12 protein-coding genes and 1 pseudogene are annotated in these 17,054 nt (G+C 42.7%); 2 read left to right on the top strand and 11 right to left on the bottom strand.

What is annotated here, in order from left to right; all coding sequences use genetic code 11:
- Window positions 1-160 precede the first annotated feature (160 nt).
- Window positions 161-376 (top strand): hypothetical protein, encoded by a 216-nt coding sequence (locus ACBP55_RS11005; RefSeq protein WP_464651483.1) that lies wholly within the window; start codon window positions 161-163, stop codon window positions 374-376.
- 74 nt (window positions 377-450) lie between these two features.
- Window positions 451-1,827 carry an acyltransferase gene (locus ACBP55_RS11000; RefSeq protein WP_464651481.1) on the top strand — a complete coding sequence of 459 codons (1,377 nt, stop codon included), beginning with the start codon at window positions 451-453 and terminating at the stop codon, window positions 1,825-1,827.
- A gap of 230 nt (window positions 1,828-2,057) precedes the next feature.
- Here the strand turns inward: ACBP55_RS11000 and ACBP55_RS10995 are convergent, their stop codons facing one another.
- The 11 genes and pseudogenes from ACBP55_RS10995 to ACBP55_RS10945 all read right to left on the bottom strand — a co-directional run bounded on the left by ACBP55_RS10995 (window position 2,058) and on the right by ACBP55_RS10945 (window position 17,043).
- On the bottom strand, window positions 2,058-3,038 hold the full coding sequence (locus ACBP55_RS10995) for an ROK family protein (RefSeq protein ID WP_464651480.1): 981 nt from the start codon (window positions 3,036-3,038) through the stop codon (window positions 2,058-2,060).
- On the bottom strand, window positions 3,035-3,670 hold the full coding sequence (locus ACBP55_RS10990) for a D-sedoheptulose-7-phosphate isomerase (protein ID WP_464651478.1): 636 nt from the start codon (window positions 3,668-3,670) through the stop codon (window positions 3,035-3,037). The genes ACBP55_RS10995 and ACBP55_RS10990 overlap by 4 nt, the downstream gene beginning before the upstream one ends.
- Before the next feature lie 51 nt (window positions 3,671-3,721).
- Window positions 3,722-5,423 (bottom strand): annotated as a pseudogene (locus ACBP55_RS10985) (ribulokinase).
- A gap of 155 nt (window positions 5,424-5,578) precedes the next feature.
- Window positions 5,579-7,174: an extracellular solute-binding protein gene (locus tag ACBP55_RS10980; protein WP_464651476.1), complete on the bottom strand. Its 1,596-nt coding sequence runs from the start codon at window positions 7,172-7,174 to the stop codon at window positions 5,579-5,581.
- Window positions 7,175-7,334: 160 nt separating this feature from the next.
- Window positions 7,335-9,671 carry a helix-turn-helix transcriptional regulator gene (locus ACBP55_RS10975; RefSeq protein ID WP_464651474.1) on the bottom strand — a complete coding sequence of 779 codons (2,337 nt, stop codon included), beginning with the start codon at window positions 9,669-9,671 and terminating at the stop codon, window positions 7,335-7,337.
- Between the two features lie 341 nt (window positions 9,672-10,012).
- The gene (locus ACBP55_RS10970; RefSeq protein WP_464651473.1) at window positions 10,013-10,948 is read right to left on the bottom strand and encodes a dihydrodipicolinate synthase family protein; all 936 of its coding nucleotides are present in this window, start codon (window positions 10,946-10,948) and stop codon (window positions 10,013-10,015) included.
- Window positions 10,938-12,233, bottom strand: a complete 1,296-nt coding sequence (locus ACBP55_RS10965; protein ID WP_464651471.1) for a glycoside hydrolase family 38 C-terminal domain-containing protein — start codon at window positions 12,231-12,233, stop codon at window positions 10,938-10,940. The genes ACBP55_RS10970 and ACBP55_RS10965 overlap by 11 nt, the downstream gene beginning before the upstream one ends.
- Window positions 12,139-13,464, bottom strand: coding sequence for a glycoside hydrolase family 38 N-terminal domain-containing protein (locus ACBP55_RS10960; protein ID WP_464651469.1), 1,326 nt, complete (start codon window positions 13,462-13,464; stop codon window positions 12,139-12,141). The genes ACBP55_RS10965 and ACBP55_RS10960 overlap by 95 nt, the downstream gene beginning before the upstream one ends.
- A 38-nt stretch (window positions 13,465-13,502) precedes the next feature.
- Window positions 13,503-14,378, bottom strand: coding sequence for a carbohydrate ABC transporter permease (locus ACBP55_RS10955; RefSeq protein ID WP_464651467.1), 876 nt, complete (start codon window positions 14,376-14,378; stop codon window positions 13,503-13,505).
- 14 nt (window positions 14,379-14,392) lie between these two features.
- Window positions 14,393-15,331 carry an ABC transporter permease gene (locus ACBP55_RS10950; protein WP_464651466.1) on the bottom strand — a complete coding sequence of 313 codons (939 nt, stop codon included), beginning with the start codon at window positions 15,329-15,331 and terminating at the stop codon, window positions 14,393-14,395.
- Between the two features lie 89 nt (window positions 15,332-15,420).
- Window positions 15,421-17,043: an extracellular solute-binding protein gene (locus tag ACBP55_RS10945; RefSeq protein WP_464651464.1), complete on the bottom strand. Its 1,623-nt coding sequence runs from the start codon at window positions 17,041-17,043 to the stop codon at window positions 15,421-15,423.
- Window positions 17,044-17,054: the final 11 nt, after the last annotated feature.

Raw genomic sequence — 17,054 nt, 5'->3', positions numbered from 1 at the left:
GAGGCTCCTTATTGTCTATCAAATTAATGATAGATTGAGCTTAGGCTATAAAGGCGTTTTTGACAAGTTTTTATATACTTAATTCCATGTCTATGGTTCTGATTAGGTGATAAGCTAAAGGTGAGATTGACAATGAAAGCAAGGATAGGAGTGGACTTACATGGATCGGAATCAAGCTAAACATCGTGAGATAGATTATATGCCTTGGATAACAAAAACCGAAATAGAAATTCATGAACAAGAACAAATACAGCAACGTTTAGCAGAGACTTACTCCTGCAGCTTCGGTAAAAATTGCTTCGTTTCTCCACAGGCCATCTTTTTTCCGGATGAATTCCAAATGGGAGACCGTAGTTACATAGCTGGAGAGCCATAGTTCGTAATACTTCACTTATTATGGGGGCAGATTGTAGCATTAACTCTTACGCAGTTGTAACAGGAAAAGTCTCAATGGGTAACGGTGTAAGAATTGCATCGCACGCAAGCATTTATGGATTTAATCATGGTTTCGAAACCACTCACCAACCTATTTTTAAGCAACCTTGTACTTCGAAAGGTATTCATATTGGTGACGATGTTTGGATAGGAGCTAATGTGGTCATTCTCGACGGGGTACGAATTGGATCGCATTCAATCATTGCCGCCGGTGCTATCGTGACAAAAGATGTTCCCGATTATAGTATCGTCGGGGGAAATCCAGCTAAGGTCATCCGCAGCAGGCTTAACAACAAAGCACCATTGAATTCGGACAAACAACCGATAGAGAAAAAATTGCAGAACTTCGGCAACAAAGTGAAAGAACAACTTGATCCCTTGCTTCGCCATTACTTAGTTTCTACACCCAATGAAACATTTTTTCAGGACCGTCCAGGATTTAAAAGAACTGCAAGAGCCTATTGTGATGCCGTTGAAATCGCAGCTTTGTTTAACGCACTACCACCCGGTTGGACGAAAGAGGAACTGATCGTAAAATTGCAAAGTTTTCAGGATTCAAGTACTGGACTACTACCTGACCCTTGGTCACCCCCAGATGCTACTCTGTATGAACCGCATTTACTCTCTGACCACCTCTCTCGCTATCATTTGCTAGCTGTGGGATATGCGTTAGAGGTCCTTGGTGCAAGTCTACTTCATCCCATTCATGTCGTTGAAAACATGAGTACGGAGCAGTTATATACAAAGCTGGAATCTCTACCATGGGACAATAATGCATGGAGTTGCGGCGATTGGATCGATTCTTATGCAACTGGTTTATACCTTAATCTGAAACATTTCGAATCAAAAAAACGGCCTGATGATCTGTTCGGATGGCTGCAAACGCATGTTAGTCGAACTTCCGGTTTATGGGGATTACCGACAGATGCAGAGACCTGGCTTCAACCCGTTAATGGCTTCTATCGTTTAACTCGTGCCACCTACGCCCAGTTCGATATCCCATTGCCCTACCCGGATAAGACCATAGACACCGTTCTAGCACATAGTCGAGATCAACAGTTTTTCCGTTTTGACCATCTGAACGCTTGTAATGTACTCGACGTTGTTCACCCACTATGGCTATGCCTCAAACAAACCGATTATCGCAAAGAGGAAATTAAAGAATGGGCAATGCGTCATCTGGAGAAGGTACTGGATTTCTGGGTTGACGAGCGTGGTTTTAGCTTTCAGCTGGTTCAACAAGAATCAACAGGACTTCAAGGAACAGAAATGTGGCTTAGCATCATCTTTTTACTAGCAGATGTTTGTGGCATCAGCCAACATGTAGGATATCGTCCTAAGGGCGTACACCGGATAGAAGCGCCTTTATCGCTATCCTCCATCCAAAGCTAGGGTCAAATGACCTTATCAAATCATCTATGTTCCACACATTCCACCAATTAGTTCCCATTTTTTCTCGACACTCTACTTTCTGTTTGCTAGTAAAGGGCTACCAACGCGGCAGCCCTTTTGTTATGTAACTATCGGTAACAATAGGTAAGCATTTGATGTGATCTCCAACTTTTCCCTGCCCACACGGAGCGTGCTGGTTTCCTAGCACTCCGCGTTTTGGTAGACTGTCATTATTCGCCTGCCCTTTTTTCAAACATTTCCATGGCAACAGATAATCCTGCATAATCTCCAACTTGCTCACCTAACCCAGCAGGCACAATCTCACATACATCCAGGGACATAGATAAGGCTTCCAGTCTCAATGTGGCCATGACAATAGGCTCAAGCAATTCTTGCTGCCGCCCATAGATACTACCAATAACAATTCTTTCCGGATTGAGTACATCTACCAACATAGCAATTCCCTGTCCTAACCGGCGACCTACCAGATTAAATACTTGCCGTGCCAAAGGATCCCCTTCTTGCGCAGCCTTTCCTACCGTTTCAGCAGACAAAACTGCCAAGTCGTTCATATGCTTACAGAAAGAAGGAGCCTTACCTTCTTGAATAGCTTTTATCGTCATCGTTTGCGCGAGTTTCGCGATACCTCCGCCGCTACAGAAACCTTCAAATGAACCCTCCTTGCCATATCCCCATGGACCTTCATCTTCTAATCGAACATGCCCTACTTCACCGGCCATGTCATTCGTTCCCCTATAAAGCTGCCCGTTAAGAATAAGCCCTGCCCCCATACCCGTACCGAAGGTAAGAAAAATCATGTTTCGACAGCCTTTCCCCGCGCCAAAACGCCACTCGGCTAACGCACAAGCATTCGCATCATTCTGTAAGCCAACCGGAATACCGAAACGCGCGCGAAAAGGAGTGATCACGTCAATATTATCCCAGCCTGGAAGATTCGGAGGCGAGAGAATGAGTCCAGCCTGGCTGTTTAATGGACCTCCGCAGCTGATGCCTAGCGCCGCAGGTGTTTGCTCAGAATGCCTAGATAATACAGTCTCCAGGGCTGCTGTGATGTCATCCATTGCCGCTTTCGGCTTAGATGGCGTTGTGAAGCTTATTTTTTCCAAAATAGTTACTCGATCTTGTTCCACAGTACCCAAACTCACTGCACATTTTGTTCCACCAATATCGATCGCTGCCAGCATTGTCATGTGGGAAAGAACGCCTCCTCCAGCATACTGCATATCGCATGATAGATCGGCAGATGCCTCTCTTGGATATCCGATGTTTTTTCCCAAGGCACACATATGGCCACATCGCAAAGCGACTTCATTTTACCTCCACTACAACCAGTAAAACCAATAGATTTCATACCTTGCACCCTGGCAACTTGCAAGGCCCGGAGTACATTAAGAGAGTTACCCGACGTACTAAAAGCAATTAATACATCGCCTGGACGTCCATAGCCATACACTTGCTGAGCAAAAATCATTTCCGGAGCAACATCATTTGCATATGCGCTAATTAAAGCTGTATGACTAATGAGTGAAATCGCCGGCAGCGCGCCTTGGAGCCTTTCCGCAAGACCAACGCCCTCTCCCGGGAATTCACTCTCAAATTGAGAGCTGATCAATGCGGACAGTGGCCGATTGGACATGAATCCCTTCATCAATTCTCCAACAACATGCTCGCAATCTGCTGCACTTCCACCATTTCCACATAAGAGCAGCTTGCCATTTTGATTAAAGGAATTGTATAGAAGCTCATAACCGAATTCAATATCTGGCACACAGGCTCTTAACTCTGGATAGCGAGTTGTCATAACACGCAAAATAGCATTCATTCAGCAGTACCTCCCTTTTAACAAAGTTAACCCACCGACTTTCGCCCTTGCTTATACGTCCTGACTTAGCTGAATCCGCTTCAATGCTTTCATTACATCACAGCCACCTCGGCCGAATAGCTCATGTAGACGGTTATATTCAAGGTATAACTCATCATAAACATGGCTATGTTCATTGATTGGCCTATAGCTTTCTTGCCGCACACAGGTCATGCGAGACGCCGCTTCCACAATACTCGCATAACCGCCTCGTTCAGTACCTGCCGCAACTGCACCAAAAATAGCTGCACCGAGTGCTGAAGTTTGCGTTGAATCTGCTACCTTAATCTCACGGCGGGTCACGTCTGCAAATATTTGCATGAGCAGCCGATTGCGCTGAGGTAGACCGCCGCAAGCAATCAGTTCGCTCACCTTAACACCAGCTCGCTCAAACGTTTCAATGATTTTCCGGGTACCAAAGGCAGCCGCTTCCAACAGGGAACGATATATGTCTTCCGACTTCGTCTGCAAGGTCATACCAACCATCAGTCCACTCAAATCCGCGTCGACAAGCACCGTACGGTTGCCGTTCCACCAATCCAATGCAAGTAAACCTGTCCGTCCAGGTTTCAACTCCCTTGCCAATTTCTCCAAATAAGCATGTACACTGATACCTTCGTTCGTAGCTTCATCCTTAACATAGCCTGGTACACCCTGCTCAACAAACCAACCGAATAAATCGCCGACTGCCGGTTGTCCCGCTTCATAACCATACAACCCAGGAACAATACCATCCTCTACGACTCCGCAAATTCCCTCCGCATGTATTTCCTTATCACTCAGCAGCATGTGACACAACGAAGTTCCCATTGCCATTACCATTTGACCGGCGTGCACTGCCCCTGCGCCCGCAACACCCGCATGTGCGTCAATGATACCAACAGCTACCGCGGTTCCAGCGTGAAGCCCCATCATCTCAGACTGCTTGGGCGGTCAGTTCACCCGCTTTAGAACCAAGCATAGTGATGTCACCCTGCAGTTTGGTTTCGACTAATGTTTCAAGCCTTGGATCCAAGGCTCTAAAAAAGTCCTTAGACGGATAGCCATCTGTTTTATGCCAAAATGCTTTATAACCCGCACAGCAGCTACTTCGAATTGAATTCGACGTTAGCTGTAGAACTACCCAATCCGCCGCTTCCATCAAACGATGCGTTTGTTCATAAATCAAAGGCGCTTCATTCAGAATCTGCCACGCCTTAGCAACCATCCATTCAGAAGATGTTTTACCGCCATACCGACTTAAGAAGGCAACTCCCAGGCGCTCCGCCGTCTCATTAATACGATTTGCTTCTTCCTGTGCCGCATGGTGCTTCCACAGCTTGACATAAGCATGAGGCTCATCCCGAAGCTCCTCTTGATAACATAAAGGAACGCCACTCTCATCAACAGGAAGAACCGTGCACGCTGTAAAATCAATTCCGATTCCGATCACTTGCTTCGGATCAATACCCGAGCTAGTTATGATGGCAGGTACAGAATTTCTTAGTACCTCTATATAGTCGTCTGGGTGTTGAAGAGCCCAATTGGCTTCCAAGAACCTATCGGAATTCGGCAAACGCTCGTCGATCACACCATGAGGGTAAGGTGTCACATGCATCGCTATTTCTTCCCCATTTTCGATATCTACGAGGAGCACTCTTCCAGATTCCGTTCCGTAATCAATACCAATCGCGTACTTTTTCTCCCTGAAATTTATATCTGTTTTCGTAAGCATTACACATCATCTCCTAAACTTTATTTGCGTGATTTTGTAATATAAATACAACAAAATGCCGCCTTTCACCCCCTTAGTGATCCTAGAATAGCACCTAGTATAAACTACTTTTTCACAAAGGGATAAATGGTATATTCGGTTAAAATAGCAACTGTCTATTGATTTACTCTTGCGAGTGCCGTATTATAAATCGTTTCAATTTCAGTTGCGCCCTTTTCTTTGCATTGTTTAATAAAACTATCCCACTCATTCAATGCTCCATCATTGATAATGAATCTATCCATACTCAGCGTTAAATGCGCATCTAATTGTGTACGGAGCTGTTTAAGCTTTTCTCGTTCTTCTTTATTAAATGGAGGATCGTTGACTTCTCTGAAATTAATACCATCTGCCAGGTCCTTGATTGCCTTGTCAGACCACTTAATTAGTTCCGGTGCAGAAGAAGGAACAAGAGGGTGGTCGTCAGAATGAAGTGCTAAGCCAAGGTAACCGGTTCCAAGTGCAGATTGCATCGCCCGGAATGGATCTTGTTTATCCTTAAACTTCGCTTGCGTCGCTTCAGAAATCTTATATTCGCCACCAGCTAGTGTATAATCAACGTTCTCTACACCAAAGCTTGTCAGATTTGTCCCCTCGTCTCCATACATCCAGTCTATAATCTTGATAACTTCTTCAGGATTCTTCACCTTTGAGCTTATTGCGTACATTTCACCAAGATGATCAAGTTGATATACGTTGTTACGTTTAACCCCATTGCTACTAGCCATGACAGGTAACAATTCGAACTTGGCATCTGGCTCTTTAGCCTGGAGTGCTTTATTAAAGTTTACACCGAAACCATTGTTATCTTGGTAAAAGAAGGATTTCCCGGTGCTTAATTTTTCCACCCATGTTTGTGAGGTTGCTACGGAATAATCCGGATCAAGAAGTTTTTCTTTATAGAGCTTATGTAGATAGGTAATCGCATCTTTAAATTCAGGTGAATAAGGACCAAATTTATATTGCTTTGTAGCTTGCTCATAATAAACCTTAGTACCTGTAATATTGGTATATCCACTACCAAAACCGAAAGCAATTGGATTGATCAAATTTTCTGTTCCCGTTTTACCATTCGCTGCACGGCTAGTAAAAGGATAAGAGGCTGGATAAGCATCTTTAAGCTTCTTGAGTACTTGATAGAGTTCTTCATAGGTCGTTGGGGTTTTTAAGTTAAGCTTTGTCAACAGATCTACACGAATCATCGGAAGCTGACCAGACTGCAAGCTCCATTTGGTTACGAGCGGAAAGCCATATAACTTGCCATCGACTTTTGTCTTATTGATTTCAGGCTTCTGCCCAATTAGTTTTTGGAAATTCGGCATTTTATCCAGATACGGTGTGAGGTCTAGGAAAATATTCAAATCAGCGTAGTTCGAAAGATCATTTTGATTAACCATGATCACATCGGGTATAGAGTTTGTAGCAATTAGAGTTTTCTTCTTATCCTCATAATTACTTTGTGGAACACTTTGTAATTCAAGCTTCACATTTTTTCTTTTTTTAATTTCTTGAACAATGATCGAATTTACATCTAACGCTTGCGAAGAATGCTCATATCTCATCCATGAAAGCGTTATGTGTTTGGCAGGAACTGATGATACTTTTGACGCCGTAACATTTGGCTTGATTGGGCTACTACAACCTGCCAATAAACTTCCCAGTAAGGCCAATGAACAGCAGACGGTTAACATTTCTTTTTTTTTAATAACCATGTTGTTCCTCCTTAATAAATCGGGATTTGTTTCTGGCAATTTTATTGTATAGGCTAGCAAGCTCTCTTAGAAAGAACCAAATTCCCCTTCGATGAACCGTTATTCCACATTAATCGTAATGAGTCATTTATCCCTCATGTTTCAATCGTCCATTTACAGCCTATTTCTGCTTGTTTCCGTGGCTACTACGATATTCATTCGGCGAAATGCCTTCATACTTTTTGAACAGACGTAGAAAGGTTGTGCGGCTGAATATGCCAATCTGATCGGCGATTTCACTAATTTTCAAATCTGTATGTGCTAACAATTCTCTCGCTTTGGCAATCCGAATAAGACTGATATAGTCCGAAATATTCGTCCCAGTCGACTCTTTAAACATTCTTGATACATACTTAGCTGACAGTCCTATTTCGTTTGCAATAACTTCGAGATACAAGTCCTTTTCATAATGCTTCTCAATATAATCGGTTATGAATGAGACAACCGCACCCGATTTGCTTTCAGGCTTATATAACGTCTTAGTGATAATTTTATCGTAAAATTCAAAGATCAGTTTCAATCTTCCATCAAACTCACTTGGTAAGAACTCCTTTTGACTCAAAAAAGCATGTTCATTCGCATTAAGAAAATCATACACACTCAGTCGCTTTTCCGTAATATAGCGATTACCCGTATTAAAGAACTCCACAAGCAAAGCCCCCAGATAGTGATAAGAGACCCCCCTTGCTTTATTTAAGCCAATGATTCCTTCTAGCTCTACCTTCAAACCACCCATGTCACCTGATTTTAAAGCGTTTACAATTTTGTTCTCATCTAGAAATGAATAATAGTAGTTTTGATCGATAACAAAATGAGTCGCATCTAAAATGACCATCTTGGATGAGTCCGTCCGTTTATCTATGGCTGTAATAGCATCACTATAAGATTTCGAATAATCATCGATCTTATCGTATTTTTTTCCTAAACCAATAATTAATTCGCAATAAATCATGTCATAGGCAAAGGTCAGTTTAATCATCTCTAAAGCTTGGTCTAATTGCCCACGGTCTTCCTCACTCTTCAAATTAACCACGCAAACATACAAGTAGGGCTCATATTCCGTCAAATAACAATTCACGTACTTCTTCATAATGCCCCAAAGCACATTCTTCATCTTTTCCAAAATCAATAATCGGTCTGCTTCCACAATCTCATGATAAAATCTATCCCTAAAATGAATCATGAAGCAGCAGCATAAATAACTCCCTGTGTGAAAGTCAATTTCATTTAAGATTTGATTAACGGAATAAGGCTGTGCCCCTCGATATCCTTTAATTAAATTCGTGAAAAACTGTTCGAGAATTTCATCAGAAAATGTATTGATTTTAATATTGTCGTCTCTATGCTGCTGTATCAATTGATTGACGCTATTTCCGATCCTTTGAAGTTCGCTGCTGTGGTGAGTATCATTGTTCCATTCATCCGCCTTTTCAGTTTTTTGTAAAATATCTCTTATATTTTTGATCGGATTATATAAGCGAACACTAAATATGAAAGAAAAAGCTACACCAATAATAAGTAAACTAATGCATATCCAGATAATCAAACTAAAAATACTTGCAGACTCCTGGTTAAATGAGTTCACAGGGGTAATAGAAAAATACTTCCACCCAAAATCGGACGTGGTTTGAGCTAGCCAGTTCTGTACTTGACCAATCCGAATCGCCCCGTTACTTCGCTCCTCCGATGAAACTCCAGCAATGATTTCTTCTTTCGCCTTCTGATCTAACTCGCTGCTTTGCAAAATAATCTGATTATTTTTATCCAGTACAAGATATTGGGTAGCCGAGAAAATCGAGTTATTTTGTAACGTAGCCACGATCGTAGGAATGGATATTGTCGTCACCATCGTTGCCAAATGCCCATTCAAATATTGTGTCGTAATACTCGGGATAACCTCTCGGTAAGAATTCATATCAGCGTTGACCACTTTGGTAGGCTTCAATAATTCGAATAAGCTGCTTTGGTGTAAGCGTTGACGCCAGAAATCTTTATTGTACTCATCAAATTTATAAAATTTGTCAAAGAAAATGTCAAAATTAACGATGCCATCACTTAAATAAACGCGTTTATCATCAACAAAAATAAAAATATTATCTACAAAATGGCTGATTGGATTGCGGTTACCCGCAATTGATCTCACAATCGATGGCATTTTGATTTTCTCATCATCCGTAAGTAATGAATCCGGTCGTAAATATTGCTGAATCGTCTCACTAAGTAGCAAGCTGTTATTGGTTGCCTGCGCCATACTTAAATAAATATCAATTGTTTTGGAGGATGAAATCAAATTATCAGTAAGCTTCTCAGAGGCATCCTTCTTAATTAATTGATCTGCGTTAAAATAAGAGATGATTCCAATAATGACAATTGGAATTAATAATGAGATGAAATATAGCAGAATCTTAAAGAATAGCCTGTTCTTATTCAATGATTGCTTCAGATGCTTCCAATTCAAGTTCACCCCCCCCTCCTGTTCCCACAAATCCCAAATCATGTATTGGCTGAGGAACTTTGTAACAATTATTATCTATGTATTATTCGGATCTTTCTATATGAAATCCTCCCGCTATACATTAATGTTTTCTTTTACTAGCTGCTCCGCCGCGCTGCTCTTGTCGTTGTTAAATCATCCTGCAAGGAATCAGGTAACCGACTAAGCACGAACTAAGGCCACATAAAATCGCCTACTGCGTAGAGTGACTTCATGTGGCCTTCATTTTTCTATTTTTGCCTGAATTGATAACCTAGGCCAAAAGAATGCGGAACGTTTTCAGCTCATACGGTTTGAAATAGGCTTCAAAGCGTCGAAACAGCTGAGAATTGCTTAGATAACTCCTTGGAAAGACGGTATAGCTGATCGACTTCCGCTTTATTCGTGGCTGTAAACTCATCCTGGTTTCTCGCACGCGAGCGATAATTCGAGCTGATTCCTTCCTTCATCTGATAGTATTTAGCGTTTATCGGATATAACTGCCGCTCAATAAATGAAGCTACACTTAGTAAATCACTCAAACGCTGTGCCTCTTCAGGCTGCTTCTCCCAATTATGTAGAAGCCATGCATACAGGTCTGGATGAAAGTTCGCCATCACCCCACTGTAACCGTCAGCGCCTAGCTTCAATGTTTCCAAAAGCGTAGCTGTATTGGCATTGTAAAGCTTTAATGATGTTCCTTTAATCGCTTCCAGCTTTTCTTTGATCATCTCCACATCGCAAGAGGTATCCTTCAAGAAGAAAAATCTTCCGGTATCTGCACACCATTTCAATACAGAAGGTGTTAATAGTCGTTTATACGGGAACGGACATTCATAGATGCCAAACGCAATATGCTCCGGCAGCTTTTCTATTAGCTTCTGAGCGTTAGCCTTCCACACGTCATCGGACTCATGTTGTTCTGCTAATCGGTTCGAAATCAGAATGACAGCCTCAACTCCTGTTTCTGAAATCGCTGTCAGTTCTCGAACCTGATCTTCCAGCGAGTCTGAAATATGCCCCGAAGCAATGACGGGAACCCTTCCCGCTGCCTTCTCCACGATAAAAGCGGCAAGTTTCACACGCTCTTCCAAACTCAAAAAGAACATCTCGCTTGACTGGCATACAGCAAATAATCCGTCAACCTTGTTCTGAATAAACCAGTCAACCATACGTCCCATTGCATCAAAATCAATTTCTCCAGACTCCTTGTATAAGGTAATCATGGTTGGCCATACGCCGTTAGGATTGTTAATTTTCATGTGACAGCTCTCTCTCATTCATATTTTTCATTTCCACAAAATTCACTTCTTTGACGGGCTCATGCTGTAAGTCAGGAAGAAAAAACGTTTTAATTTCACACTTGCCAAAGGAACTTCGCCAACTGCGTTTCAGTGCAGGAATGAATAGATCTGTCTCCACTTCTCTTCCATAAGTCTCATTACAGCGTAGAATCCATCCATCCCCGTCTTCAGCCCGTTTAAAGGCCACAGCCACAACATTTTCGGAAGAAATCGCAATACCCTCCGAAACTTGCGGTGAATTACCTTCGTGGTACGTTTCCCACACTTGCTGCAGCGGAGTATGCAACTCGTATGCCATTCGTACAACGCCGCTATCCTGCCACGAGCCGGCATGAGGTGAGAGTATGTAGGTAAACTCCTGTACACCTTGATCCATATATTCCACTTGTTCATCACGTTCGCCAAAATGATCCGCATAAATCGGACTTCGCACTACGGTCATCCTTAATTCATTATCTAGAACATCGTAAGCGTATTTTGTATCGTTGATCAGAGAAAGACCGACTGTAGAAGGTTCAATTCCTTCTGCTGTACCAGGCTCATAACCCGATACATTCACCCACATTTGTCCAGGCACTTCGTTTCCATTGACCGGACGTTCAATGTAGCCGTAAGGAATTTCAAACACTGCACGCGGCTGCTCGACATTTACAGGAAAGGCAAGCTTCAGCATCCTATGATGTTCTCTCCAATCAAGTCTTACCTTTACATGCAAGTTGGAACTGTCATGTAATAAGCTTATATCCTGACGTAGAATAGAATTTCCGTAATGACTAATCACCTTAATCGTTGCCCTCAGAGGTCCTGCTTCAAGCACTATTAATTCAGCGTTACAAAAACGTCCCCATTCATCGCGATACTGTGTCAGACCGTGTCCCCATGTATCGCTGTGGCTCTCATCCAAGACGATTGGCACCGCTCCGTCTCCAGCCAGTACTTCTCTACAACCATTAAGCTTGTCAATGACATGTCTGATATATCCTGTATCCGGATCGAGTTCAACGAATAGCTTATTATTCTCTAAGAAGCAACCCTCAGCTCGAGCGGCCCCTTTCGGTTCCATCGGATCGCAAGCTTTATCTCGGAATACCCAATACACCTGATAGCCAAAAGCCGGAATTCGCCCCGTGATTAACGTATCCCATTTATCACTGGTATTTGTCCGAGATGCCCTGATCGTTTGAATCGGCAAGGGATTGCCTGCGGCATCTGTCACACCAGCCCAGCTTCTTGTTAATTCCAATAGGTGCCTCCACTTCCCACGATAATGGGTTAAAAACCACAAGAGGTGAACCAAGATCATCTTGCTCCCAAAGCTGCCAATCCTTTTCCTTGCTTAAGGATTTCACTCCTGGTTTCATCGTATTAATCGACCAGGAAATCTTTTGAAGAGCAGCGTTTATTGCTTTTGCTCCAATACTTAACGCTTCACCATAAAATTCCTGAACATCGTCATAAGCTTCCTTTATACTGCAGCCACCCATAATATCGTGAAAATGATTGAACATGACATTTTCCCAAGCCCTATTAAGTGCTTCTGACGGATACGGTAAACTAAGCGTCAAATTGGCAAGTGTAGAAAATTTCTCGGCAGTCAGCATCCGATGCTCCACTCGGCGGTTGGTAGCCTTTGATTCCGAGTGTGTTGAGTAACAACCGACTGCGTGCATCTGCATTTCATCCTTAATTACAGGGATGTCCGGTTCGTACTGCATCATTTCTGAAAAGTAATGATTAGGAGAGCTCAACTGAATGTCGTCCAGATCAGGTCGCTGTTGGATCTCATGGATGAGCTTAAGGTTCTCAATTGTCGGTCCCCCGCCATGATTACCAACACCATAGAAAGACATGAAGGCATGACCGCTTGCTACTGCCATATTTCTGTGGTTTAATATCTTATCTTCCATTCCATTGCTCGCCCAATTGCCGTAGCTGTCCGCGAGCCTAAATGTCATAACACGGCTGCCATCTTCCGATTCCCACCAGAATAAATCGTGCGGCAATGTCTTCTCATGCGCCCCAGGACGCATGAATACGTAGTAATCCATTCCACCCTGCTTCAATAACTGTGGCATCATGCCATGATGACCGAACGAATCTACGTTGTAACCGACCTGCGCCATTACCCCGAACTTTTCCATGAAATACCGTTGTCCATATAAGCTATGCCTAGCAAATGATTCCCCTGAGGGTAAATTGCAATCCGGTTGTATCCACCAGCCGCCTGTAATAACCCAGCGTCCCTCAGCAACGTGCTGCTTGATTTCGGCAAACATCTCAGGAGCATTCTCTTCAACCCACTTGTAGTAAGCGGCGCAAGCGCATGTAAATACAAAATCAGGAAACTCATTCAATCGATCCAAAGCGGAACGAAAAGTCGCTTTGATCTCCGCATACCCCTCTTGCCATCGCCATAGCCAAATCGGATCCAAATGGGCATTTCCTATTAAATGTAGCTTCGTTTCAACAGACATGTTATCCCCCCTTCAATGATTATGATATTTTGAAGCATCTAACCTTTCACAGATCCAAGCATGGCTCCTTGCACAAAATATTTTTGCACAAACGGGTAAATGACAAGCACGGGTAAGATGGCAACGAAGACACATGCGTATTTAATATTTTCCGTCATGACAGCCAGCCCCGCTTCTGCTGCGCCAAGCTGTGCGGATTGTGTAGCCATATCTCCCGAAATGACGATATTACGCAAAATGATTTGCATCGGGTACAGTTCCTTATCATTTAAGTAAATGAGTGCAGGGAAGAAGCTATTCCAATGAGCTACCGCGTAAAAAAGAAACATTGTAGCCATGACAGGCAAAGAAAGTGGCAGGACAATTTTTGTGAAAACTCGAAATTCTCCGGCGCCGTCCATGATCGCAGACTCGTGCAGTGCTTCTGGAATATCTTCAAAAAATGTTCTCATAAGGATCATATTGAAAACATTGATCGCAGTCGGAATTAATATTGCCCAAACCGTATTGACCATTCCTAACGCATGAACCACCATATAACGCGGGATGAGACCACCGTCGAAGAACATGGTGAACACAACAAACAAAGCAAGAAATGAGCGTCCATACATATGCTTTCGCGACAAAGGATATGCGCAAAGAGCCGTCATCGCCAAATTAATAAGCACTCCAGCGGCCGTATAAAAAAAGGTATTTGCGTAGGAGCGCACAATGGCAGGATCATTTAGAATGACACTATAGGCTTTAAAATTAATATCTATAGGTCGCCAAAATACTTCACCGCTGCTAGCCGATGACCCGGAGCTAATCGATATGATTCCCATATAATAAAGCGGATACAGGGTAATAAAGATCATAGCCAGCATAAAAATGATGTTAATTGTATCGAAATAAGAAAACTTACGACTTTGCATCTCAATCCCCTCCGCTAGAACAATCTTGATCCATTTATTTTCTTGGCAATTTGATTCGCTGATACAACGAGCGCAAAGGCCAGTACAGATTGGAAAATACCTACAGCCGCTGCGAAGCTAAAGTCGCTGTCAATCAACCCTCGACGATAAACAAATGTTTGAATAACATCTGCGGTTTCATAAGTGGGACCACTGTACAATAATAAAATTTTCTCAAATCCGACCGAAAGCATTTTACCCACAGTCAAAAGCAGCATGATCGTGACGACGGTTGAAATCCCAGGCAGTGTAATGTGTAGCAATTTGCGCCATCGATTTGCCCCGTCCATCGTCGCCGCCTCATACAGTTGCGGATCGATAGCAGTCAATGCCGCCAAATAAATAATGGAGTTCCAACCAAGATTTTGCCAAACTTCAGATCCGACATAAATGGTTCGAAACCACTGCGGCATGGACATGAATGTCTTCGGTTCCCCGCCAAAAATCTTAATCACTTCATTAATGAGACCATCGATGGAGAGAAAGTTAACCAGCATACCTACGACTACAACGGTAGACAGAAAGTGTGGAACATACGTGACACTTTGAATAAACCTTTTGAAAAATTTTTGTTGCAGCTCGTTTAACAATAAAGCGAACACGAGAGAAGATGGGAAATAAAAAATGAGTGAATAGAGGTTGATGAGCACTGTATTGCGAACCACTTGCCAAAAATACGGATCCGTCAGAAATTGGCGGAAATACTTCGTCCCTGCCCACGGGCTATGAAAGAAACCCTTGACGATCGAATAATCTTCAAATGCCATCAAATTCCCAACCATAGGTGCATAGTGAAAAATAACAAAATAGGCAAACGGTAATAGAAACATGAGATACAGTGGCATGCTCTTACGGATATTTTTTTTAATCTCAACAACTGGTGTATTTTTTTTAATCTCAACAATTGGTGTCAAATATCTCCACTCCTTCCGGGAAAATAAAGGGACAGGCTGCCCAGTGTGTCTTAGCAACCTGCCCTCTCTACTCGCATGAACTTCGATCTTTACTTCACGCGGGCTAAGGCATCGTTGTAAATTTTGACGATCTCATCTGCACCTTTTGCTTTGAGTTGTTTTACAAAGTTATCCCAATCACCCAGTGCACCGTCTGTTACAATAAATTTATCCATGTTTTGAGTCAGGTAAGCGTCAAGTTGTGTACGGATTTGTTTCAGCTTCTCACGCTCTTCTTTTGTAAATGGAGGGTCGTTAACGAATTGAACATTTTCGCCTGCAGCCAAAGCTTTAGATGCTTTCGCGTTCCAATCTACCCATTCCTTGGAGTTAAAAGGTAATCCAGCATGATCGTCATTATCTATAGCAAGTCCCAGATAGCCCGTGCCATACTCAGATTGCAGCGCATAAACCGGACTTGGCGTTCTGTCCTTATACTTATTGACAACAGCGTCAGTCACTTTGTAATCGCCATTCTCACCAGTGAAATCTTCGCCTTTATTACCGAAGTTTGTAACCTCAATTCCCTCTGGGGAGTAGAACCAATCCATGAATTGAACAACTTGTTCAGGATTCTTTACTTTCGCATTAATTACGTACGATTCCGACAAGTGACCAAGTGCATAGATCAGGTTACGCTTTGCACCGCTAGGCGATGTCATGGTATCCAACATATCAAACTTAGCATTCGGATCCTTCTTCTGCAGATTGATATTAAACGTGCCAGCGAAACCATTATTATCTTGGAAATAGAAGGATTTACCTGCATTTAGCTTTTCTTGCCAAATTTGCGATGTAGCCGTAGCATAATCCGGATCAAGAAGCTTATCTTTGTAGAGTTTATTCAAGAATGTGATAGCCTCTTTAAACTCTGGCATAGCCGGACCGAATTTGTATTGTTTTTCTTTCGGCTCGTAGTATACTTTCGTTCCGTTAAAGGTTGTGTATCCGCTTCCAAATGCGAATGAAATTGGATTGATTAGATTTTCAGTTCCTGTGAGTCCATTCGCAGCACGAGCAGCAAAAGGATAGGAATCTGGATTCGCTTCTTTCATTTTCTTCATCACTTGATACAATTCATCATAAGTAGTTGGCTTTTTCAAACCTAGCTTATCAAGCACATCCGTACGGATCATCGAAAGCTGGCCGCCAACTCCCTGCCAATTCGCTACAAGCGGGAATCCATAAAGCTTACCGTCAATTTTGTTTTTGTTAATCTCTGGCTGCTGGGAAATGACTTTCTTCAGATTTGGCATTTTGTCCAAATAAGGTGTCAAATCAAGGAATGCTCCCGTGTCGGCAAAGTTCTGGATATCATCCTGTTTGACAAGCATCACATCAGGCAGTGTATTTGTTGCGATCAACGTTTTCTTTTTATCATCGTAGTTGCTTTGAGGGACACTTTGAAGATTTAGTTTTACATTTTTACGCTTAGCAATTTCCTGGACGGCTTTTGAATTGGCCACGATAGCTTGCGATGGGTGTTCATACCTCATCCAAGTCAGCGATAGTGGCTGTGCCGACGCCGCCGGCGTGCTTGCCGCACCAGCAGTAGTTGCCGGAGTCGCCGAAGTATTCGTTGAAGTCGTTGAACTGCTTCCACAACCGCTAAGCACACTTGTTAGCACTAGTAATGAACCAGTTACTGCCATAATCCCCTTTTTTGATTTCATCGAATAAATCC

It is taken from the genome of Paenibacillus sp. WG02 (assembly GCF_055396115.1).
The sequence above is the reverse complement of the archived record's forward strand: the minus strand, read 5'-3'. Positions and strand labels throughout refer to the sequence as shown.

Excerpts from the sequence above, each read along its gene's own strand:
- ACBP55_RS11005 (WP_464651483.1), top strand. The coding sequence starts at position 161 with ATGGATCGGAATCAAGCTAAACATCGTGAGATAGATTATATGCCTTGG.
- ACBP55_RS11000 (WP_464651481.1), top strand. The coding sequence starts at position 451 with ATGGGTAACGGTGTAAGAATTGCATCGCACGCAAGCATTTATGGATTT.
- ACBP55_RS10995 (WP_464651480.1), bottom strand. The coding sequence starts at position 3,038 with ATGACAATGCTGGCAGCGATCGATATTGGTGGAACAAAATGTGCAGTG.
- ACBP55_RS10990 (WP_464651478.1), bottom strand. The coding sequence starts at position 3,670 with ATGAATGCTATTTTGCGTGTTATGACAACTCGCTATCCAGAGTTAAGA.
- ACBP55_RS10980 (WP_464651476.1), bottom strand. The coding sequence starts at position 7,174 with ATGGTTATTAAAAAAAAAGAAATGTTAACCGTCTGCTGTTCATTGGCC.
- ACBP55_RS10970 (WP_464651473.1), bottom strand. The coding sequence starts at position 10,948 with ATGAAAATTAACAATCCTAACGGCGTATGGCCAACCATGATTACCTTA.
- ACBP55_RS10960 (WP_464651469.1), bottom strand. The coding sequence starts at position 13,464 with ATGTCTGTTGAAACGAAGCTACATTTAATAGGAAATGCCCATTTGGAT.
- ACBP55_RS10955 (WP_464651467.1), bottom strand. The coding sequence starts at position 14,378 with ATGCAAAGTCGTAAGTTTTCTTATTTCGATACAATTAACATCATTTTT.
- ACBP55_RS10945 (WP_464651464.1), bottom strand. The coding sequence starts at position 17,043 with ATGAAATCAAAAAAGGGGATTATGGCAGTAACTGGTTCATTACTAGTG.